Source organism: Sphingomonas sp. Ant20, from assembly GCF_000783375.1.
In the GTDB taxonomy this organism is placed as follows: domain Bacteria; phylum Pseudomonadota; class Alphaproteobacteria; order Sphingomonadales; family Sphingomonadaceae; genus Sphingomonas; species Sphingomonas aerolata.
The window spans coordinates 1-6,868 of the sequence record NZ_JRVI01000098.1; the positions used below are offsets into that span (position 1 = coordinate 1).

Here is a 6,868-nt window from a genome sequence, read left to right on the forward strand (position 1 = left end):
GGGCCGATCCGCGCGGCCTGGCGCCAGAACGAGCGGCCCGGGCCCGTCGCCTCGCGTCAGCGTCTGCTCACCCACGACGCCGACCGCTATCACGACGAACGCTGGTGGCACGAGGCGCAGCCCGACCTGCAGCTCGGTCCGCCGAGCTGGACCTGGCTGTCCGAAGCATTCGCCGGGTCCGCTGCGCTCGCCTGTGATCCGCGCGTCGAGACGATCGCTACGCCGGTGCTGATGCTGCTCGCGGATGCCGACAAGCTGGTCGATCCGCATGCCGCGGTCCGGATCGTCGAGCGGCTGCGCGACGCGCGGCTGGTGCGCTTCGGGCCTGAATCGGCGCATGAGATCCTGCGCGAATCGGATGCTGTGCGTGACCGCGCGCTGGCCGCGCTCGACGCGTTTCTCGACGACACGGTGCCGCGCCGATGAGCGTATACGACGTCGCGATCGTCGGTGCGGGTATGGCCGGCGTCAGCCTCGCCGCGATGCTCGCGCCGCATGCGCGCGTGCTGCTGCTCGAGGCGGAGGACATGCCGGGCTACCACGCGACGGGGCGGTCCGCGGCTTTCTGGTCGGAAACCTATGGTGGCCCCGGCATCCAGCCGCTGACGACCGCGTCGGGGCCGGTGCTCAGGGCCGGCGGGCATCTTCAGCCGCTGGGTTCGCTTCATATCGGTCGTGCGCAGGACGCGCCCGCGATCGACAGGTTTCTGGCCGAATTCAGCGACAGCGACGTGCAGCTCGACCGGATCGATCCGGCGGCGTGCCTTCCCGGGCTGCGCCCCGACTGGACGCTCGGGGTGCACGAGCCGAGTTGCGCCTATATCGATGTCGCCGGGCTGCATGCGCACGACCTGGCGACCGCGCGGCGGGGCGGGGCGGATCTCGTGACCGGCGCTGCGCTGCAGGCCGCCCGGCGCGACTCGGGCCAGTGGAGCATCGAGACGCCCGCGGGGACGTTTCGCGCCGCGGTACTGGTCAATGCGGCGGGGGCCTGGGCCGATAGCGTCGCGCGGCGTGCGGGTGTGGCACCGATCGGACTTCAGCCCTACCGGCGGACGATGGTCCAGCTGCGGACCGATCCCGCAGCCGCGGCGGGCATGCCGCATGTCGCCGACATTTCAGGCGGCTTCTATTTCAAGCCCGAGCCCGGCGGGCGCCTCTGGCTGAGCCCGCATGACGAGACGCCGACCGACCCCTGCGATGCCGCGCCCGAGGAGATCGACGTCGCGATCGCGATCGACCGGCTCGAACAGGCGGTCGACTGGCAGGTCACACAGGTCGAACGCCGCTGGGCGGGCCTGCGGACCTTCGCGCCCGACCGGCTGCCGGTCTATGGTTTCGACCCGAGCGAACCCGGCTTCTTCTGGTGCGCGGGGCAGGGCGGCTTCGGCATCCAGACCGCACCGGCGGCAGCGCGCCTTGCGGCCGCGTTGCTGCTCGGGACGCCGCCTGATCCTGCGGTGGCGGGGATCGATCCGCACCGCTATTCGCCCCGTCGTTTCTAACGCCGTTTCGTGTCAGCCTAGCGGCGGCCAGGCGTCATCGCCGCAATCGCGGCGTTGCTGGCCAGCGTGTCGGCGCGTTCGTTCTCGGGGTGGCCGGCATGGCCCTTGACCCATTGCCATTCGATCTTGTGCCGCGCGACCGCGGCGAGCAGCGCGTGCCACAGCTCGGCATTCTTCACCGGCTTCTTGTCCGCGGTCCTCCAGCCGTTGCGCTGCCAGCCCTTCACCCATTTGGTCAGGCCATCCATCACATATTTGCTGTCGGTGTACAGCGTCACCGCGCAGGGCCGGGTGAGGATGTTGAGCGCCTCGATCGCCGCGGTCATCTCCATCCGGTTGTTCGTCGTCTGCGGCTCGCCGCCCGACAATTCCTTCTCGTGCGCGCCCATCCGGATCACCGCGCCCCAGCCGCCCGGTCCCGGATTCCCCTTGCACGCGCCATCAGTATAGATCTCGACCTTGGTCATCGTTGTCGCGGTAGCGTCGTCGGTCATGCGAACAGGTCGTCCTTGAGATAGGCTTCGAGCCGCCGCCAATAGGCGAGCGGATCCTTGCGCGTCACCAGCGCATCGGCCGGCGTGTTGACCCAGTCCCAGGCGCGCGTCAGCAGGAAGCGCAGGCAGGCGCCCTGCGCGAGGATCGGCAGCGCGGCACGCTCCGCCTCGGACAGCGCGAACCGGCTTTCATAGCCTGCGATCAGCGCGGCGCCGATCGCGGGATCGTAACGCTCGCCGGTCGCATCGAACGCCCAGGCGCTGTGCATCACTGCCAGATCATAGGCGCGGATGTCGGTGCAGGCGAAGTAGAAGTCGATCACCCCGGTCACGCGGTCGCCGAGCATCAGGACATTGTCGGGGAACAGGTCCGTATGGATCGCCGCCACCGGCAGGCGCGCGGCCACTGCGCGAGCACCCGCGCCAGCGCTGCCTCGATCCGCGCGAACAGCCCCGGTGCGATCGTGTCGATCCCAGCACCGCACCGCTCGAGCAGCGGGCGCCAGGTGTCGGCGCCCAGCGGGTTGGCGCGGGTCAGTGCGAAGTCCGCCAGCCCGGCATGGAGCTGGCCCATCGCCGCGCCGGCCGCCCGTGCCTGTGCGGGGGTCGGGGTGCGACACCGACACGCCGGTCAGGAACTCGATCAGACAGGCCGAGCGCCCGGCGAGCTGCTGGATCGCGGTACCGTCGCGATCGGGCAGCGCGCGCGGCACCGGATTGCCCGCCTCGGCCAGATGATCGAGCATCGCGAGGAAGAAGGGCAGGTCGTCGGTCGACGTCCATTCCTCGTACAGCGTCAGGATGAAGCGGTCCGCAGTGGTCTCGACCAGGTAGTTGCTGTTCTGCACCCCCTCGGCGATCCCCTTGGCAGAGACCAGCGCACCCTGGTCGTACCGCGCGAGGAACGTTCCGAGCGCCTCGGCCGAGACCTGCGTATAGACCGCCATGCTAGGCGGCGGCTTCGAGCCCGCGGGGCAGCTTGAAGGCGATCGTCTCGCGCGTCGTCTCGACCTCGCGCTCGGACACCTCGAACCGCTCGGCAAGGCGCGTGACGAGTTCGCGGACGAGCAGCTCGGGCGCGGACGCACCTGCGGTGATGCCGAGCGTGCCGACTCCGGCGAGGAAATCCCAGTCGAGTTCGCTGGCGCGCTGGATCAGCATCGCCGGCGTGCCCTCGCGCTGCGCGACCTCGACCAGCCGCACCGAATTGGACGAATTGGGCGCGCCGATCACCAGCATCGCGTCACACCCATGCGCGATCGCCTTGACTGCAGCCTGGCGGTTCGAGGTCGCGTAACAGATGTCCTCGCCACGCGGCGGCAGCATCTCGGGGAAGCGTCGCTGCAGCGTCGAGACGACCGCCGCGGTGTCGTCGACCGACAGCGTGGTCTGCGTCAGGAAGGCGAGATTGGCGGGGTCGATCGGCGCGAAAACTTCCGCATCCTCGACCGTTTCGATCAGCGACATCGCGCCCTCGGGCACTTGGCCGAAGGTGCCGATCACCTCGGGATGGCCGGCATGGCCGATGAACACGATGTGCCGCCCCTGCGCAACCAGCCGCTCGGCCTGGCGATGGACCTTTGAGACCAGCGGGCAGGTCGCATCGAGATATTCGAGCCCGCGCGCCTGCGCGTCGAGCGGCACCGATTTGGGAACGCCGTGCGCGGAGAACACCACCGGCGCATCGTCGGGCACCTCGCTCAGATCCTCGACGAACACCGCGCCCTGCGCCTTCAGCGTGTCGACGACAAACTTGTTGTGGACGATCTCGTGGCGGACATAGACCGGCGCGCCGTGCTTCTCGATTGCCAGCTCGACGATGCGGATCGCGCGGTCGACGCCGGCGCAGAAGCCGCGCGGCGCGGCGATCAGCAGTTCGAGCGCGGGTTTGTCGCCGCGCATGGCCGGCTCAGCGGCCGAGGTTGCGGGGTTTGCGATGGGCTCTGGGGGGATGCTCATAGTCGTCGGGCTCTACGCGATTGCTTGCCTGGACGAAAGCCGGTTCCTATGGTGCGCGGTGACAGGGGCCGGTGCGGTTGCGCAGGCCCTTTCGCTCGTTCGAGAAGGTACGCGTCCCCGTGAAAGCCCCCATCCTTGCCGCTTCGATCCTCGCGCTCGCCCTGGGCGGTTGCGCTTCCAAGGGAGAGATCGACGCGACCGGCGGCATCTCCGCGATCCGCACCGCGTGCCCGACCGTGGCGGTGCCCGCCGCGACCGGGGACATCACCGTGTTCGACCCCGTCACCAGTCGCGATCAGTCGGCGATCGACGTCACCGCGCTGATGACCAATGTCCGTTCGACCTGCGTCGACGCGAACGACCCGATCCTGACGAACGTGACGTTCACCGTCCAGGCGCGGCGTGCGCGGGCCGACGCGGCGCGCGACGTCGTGCTGCCCTATTTCGTGACCGTGGTGCGCGGCGGCAGCGCGGTCGTCGCCAAGCGCGTCGGCCGTGTGACGCTGCATTTCGATGCCGGCCAGCTGCGGGCGGAGGCGAATGCGCAGGGTACGGCAACGATCACGCGTGCGGCGGCGACGCTGTCGGCGGACGTGCGCGAGAAGCTGACGCGCAAGCGTAAGGCCGGCGACGAGGATGCGGCGGTCGATCCGCTGAGCACGCCCGAGGTGCGGCAGGCGGTACTGCGCGCCAGTTTCGAGACGCTGGTCGGGTTCCAGCTGACCGCCGACCAGCTGAAGTACAACGCCACCCGCTGAGTCACCACCATCCCGTCATCCTGACGAAAGTCAGGATCCAGAGCCAAGCTGCGGCCCGTGCGTGATCCTGGATCCTGACTTTCGTCAGGATGACGGGGCATGAGGCCGCCGCGATCGCAGCAAAAGAACGATCACGCCAAACCGCCGATTGACTAAGATTGTGCGGCGCGGCACAGCTTGACGCGTCGATGCCGGGCAACCGGCATGGCACCGCGCGGGAGAGCGTTTCCTGGTCCTTTGAGGATCGGCCCTGAAAGGGGCAGGGGGCCGCCGAAGGAGCAACCACCCCGGAATCTCTCAGGCACCAGAGACCGCGCGGGGCTGATCGACACTCTGGAAAGCGTCCTGGCGTCCGCGCCGAGGGCCACCGAAGGGGTAAGCCGCCAATCAGGCGGTGAAAGCTCTCAGGTTCCGTGACAGAGGGGGTCGGATCGCAGCACCATAGGGTGCCGCGCGCCCCTTCGACGGAGACCGACATGAGCGACGCCGATATTCGAGACTATGCCAGCATCATCGACGAGGCCGACGATTACGTCGAGCCCGAGGTGCTGCCGTTGCCGCTCGACGCGTGGCACCGCGCGAACGGCGCGCGGATGGTCGAATTCGCCGGCTATCAGATGCCGATCCAGTATGACGGCATCATGGCCGAACACGCCTGGACGCGCGAATCGGCCGGCCTGTTCGACGTCAGCCATATGGGCCAGCTCGTCTTTTCGGGCGAAGGCGTCGCGAGCGCGCTCGAAACCGTGCTGCCGGGCGACATCGCCGGGCTTGGCGAGGGCAAGATGCGCTATTCGCTGCTGCTTGCGCAGGATGGCGGCATCCTCGACGACCTGATGGCGACGCGCCTGCCCGACGATCAGCCCTCGCCCTTCTCCGCGCAGGACGTCGAGCCCGAGGCGTACGACCCGCTCCACCCGTCGCCGACCGCGAGCGGCAGCTTCTACGTCGTCGTCAACGGCGCGACCAAATATGACGATGTCAGCTATCTGATCGAGCATCTGCCCGACGACGTCACGATCAACATCCTCGAGGACCAGGCGCTGCTTGCGGTGCAGGGTCCCAAGGCGGTCGCGGCGGTTGCTCAGATTGTCCCCGGCATCGACGGCCTCGTGTTCATGACCGCGGGCGCGTTCCACTGGAACGACGTGCCGCTCTGGATCAGCCGATCGGGCTATACCGGCGAGGACGGCGTCGAGATCTCGATCCCCGCCGAGCACGCCGTCGCGTTCGCCGACGCGCTGCTCGCCCTTCCCGAGATCAAGCCGATCGGCCTTGGCGCACGCGATTCGCTGCGTCTCGAAGCCGGTTTGCCGCTCTACGGCCACGATCTCGATCCCGAGACCACGCCGGTGATGGCGGACCTCGGTTTCGCGTTGTCCAAGCGTCGCCGCGAAGCCGCCGACTTCCCCGGCGCCCAGCGTATCCTCTCGCAGCGCGAGAATGGCCCCGCCACCAAGCGCGTCGGCCTGATCGTCGAGGGACGCCAGCCCGCGCGCGAGGGGTCCGAGGTGATCGACGACACCGGCGCGACGATCGGTCGCCTCACCAGCGGCGGGTTCGCGCCGACGCTCGGGAAGCCGATCGCGATGGCCTATGTGCCGCTCGCGCTGGCGACGCCTGGCACCCGCATCGAGATCGCACAGCGCGGCAAGGTCCATAGCGCGACCGTCACCGCGATGCCCTTCATTCCCCACCGCTACGTCCGCGCAGGAGCCAAGTGATATGAGCCGTTATTTTACGCAGGATCATGAGTGGGTCGATGTCGACGGTGACGTCGGCACGGTCGGCATCAGCGAATACGCGCAGAGCCAGCTTGGCGACGTCGTGTTCGTCGAGGTTCCCGAGGCCGGCAAGCAGCTGACCAAGGGCGCCGATGCCGCGGTTGTCGAATCGGTCAAGGCCGCCTCGGACGTCTATTCGCCGGTGTCGGGCACCGTCATCGAGGGCAACACTGCGCTCGCCGACGATTCGAGCCTGGTGAATTCGGACGCCGAAGCCGCCGGCTGGTTCTTCAAGCTGACGCTCAGCGATCCGAGCGAGCTCGACAGCCTGATGGACGAAGCTGCCTACGCGGCGTTCGTCGAAGGGCTTTAATTCGTCAAAGCCCCTCCCTTCAGGGGAGGGGTTGGGGTGGGGTAGTGCGACAGAC

General features: G+C 68.5%; 8 protein-coding genes and 1 riboswitch. Of the genes, 5 read left to right on the top strand and 3 right to left on the bottom strand.

Going from position 1 to position 6,868, the window contains the following annotated elements; translation table 11 throughout:
• A partial coding sequence (locus NI18_RS13120; RefSeq protein ID WP_198527012.1) for an alpha/beta hydrolase occupies nucleotides 1-426 on the top strand: 426 nt, incomplete at its 5' end.
• Nucleotides 423-1,505, top strand: a complete 1,083-nt coding sequence (locus tag NI18_RS13125; RefSeq protein WP_037530346.1) for an FAD-dependent oxidoreductase — start codon at nucleotides 423-425, stop codon at nucleotides 1,503-1,505. The genes NI18_RS13120 and NI18_RS13125, both read left to right, overlap by 4 nt.
• Nucleotides 1,506-1,522: 17 nt before the next feature.
• On the opposite strand, the gene rnhA is transcribed toward NI18_RS13125, so the two are convergent.
• The 3 genes from rnhA to ispH are packed head-to-tail and all read right to left on the bottom strand — an operon-like array spanning nucleotide 1,523 to nucleotide 3,901.
• Complete coding sequence (rnhA, locus tag NI18_RS13130; protein ID WP_052149195.1) at nucleotides 1,523-1,999, bottom strand: ribonuclease HI; 477 nt, start codon at nucleotides 1,997-1,999, stop codon at nucleotides 1,523-1,525.
• Nucleotides 1,996-2,946 carry a homoserine kinase gene (locus NI18_RS13135; RefSeq protein ID WP_084215196.1) on the bottom strand — a complete coding sequence of 317 codons (951 nt, stop codon included), beginning with the start codon at nucleotides 2,944-2,946 and terminating at the stop codon, nucleotides 1,996-1,998. The genes rnhA and NI18_RS13135 overlap by 4 nt, the downstream gene beginning before the upstream one ends.
• A 1-nt stretch (nucleotide 2,947) precedes the next feature.
• Nucleotides 2,948-3,901 carry a 4-hydroxy-3-methylbut-2-enyl diphosphate reductase gene (gene ispH, locus NI18_RS13140; RefSeq protein WP_037530348.1) on the bottom strand — a complete coding sequence of 318 codons (954 nt, stop codon included), beginning with the start codon at nucleotides 3,899-3,901 and terminating at the stop codon, nucleotides 2,948-2,950.
• 176 nt (nucleotides 3,902-4,077) lie between these two features.
• On the opposite strand from ispH, the gene NI18_RS13150 reads away from it, so the two are divergent.
• The 3 genes from NI18_RS13150 (at nucleotide 4,078) to gcvH (ending at nucleotide 6,813) form a co-directional block, all read left to right on the top strand.
• On the top strand, nucleotides 4,078-4,716 hold the full coding sequence (locus NI18_RS13150; RefSeq protein ID WP_234387500.1) for a hypothetical protein: 639 nt from the start codon (nucleotides 4,078-4,080) through the stop codon (nucleotides 4,714-4,716).
• A 205-nt stretch (nucleotides 4,717-4,921) separates the two neighbouring features.
• Nucleotides 4,922-5,040, top strand: a riboswitch (glycine riboswitch).
• A 152-nt stretch (nucleotides 5,041-5,192) separates the two neighbouring features.
• The gene (gene gcvT / locus NI18_RS13155) at nucleotides 5,193-6,440 is read left to right on the top strand and encodes a glycine cleavage system aminomethyltransferase GcvT (RefSeq protein ID WP_084215198.1); all 1,248 of its coding nucleotides are present in this window, start codon (nucleotides 5,193-5,195) and stop codon (nucleotides 6,438-6,440) included.
• 1 nt (nucleotide 6,441) lies between these two features.
• On the top strand, nucleotides 6,442-6,813 hold the full coding sequence (gcvH, locus tag NI18_RS13160; RefSeq protein ID WP_037530350.1) for a glycine cleavage system protein GcvH: 372 nt from the start codon (nucleotides 6,442-6,444) through the stop codon (nucleotides 6,811-6,813).
• Nucleotides 6,814-6,868 lie beyond the last annotated feature (55 nt).

Coding starts and splice junctions, on each gene's coding strand:
- gcvT (WP_084215198.1), top strand. CDS start 5,193: ATGAGCGACGCCGATATTCGAGACTATGCCAGCATCATCGACGAGGCC.
- NI18_RS13125 (WP_037530346.1), top strand. CDS start 423: ATGAGCGTATACGACGTCGCGATCGTCGGTGCGGGTATGGCCGGCGTC.
- ispH (WP_037530348.1), bottom strand. CDS start 3,901: ATGCGCGGCGACAAACCCGCGCTCGAACTGCTGATCGCCGCGCCGCGC.
- gcvH (WP_037530350.1), top strand. CDS start 6,442: ATGAGCCGTTATTTTACGCAGGATCATGAGTGGGTCGATGTCGACGGT.
- rnhA (WP_052149195.1), bottom strand. CDS start 1,999: ATGACCGACGACGCTACCGCGACAACGATGACCAAGGTCGAGATCTAT.
- NI18_RS13135 (WP_084215196.1), bottom strand. CDS start 2,946: ATGGCGGTCTATACGCAGGTCTCGGCCGAGGCGCTCGGAACGTTCCTC.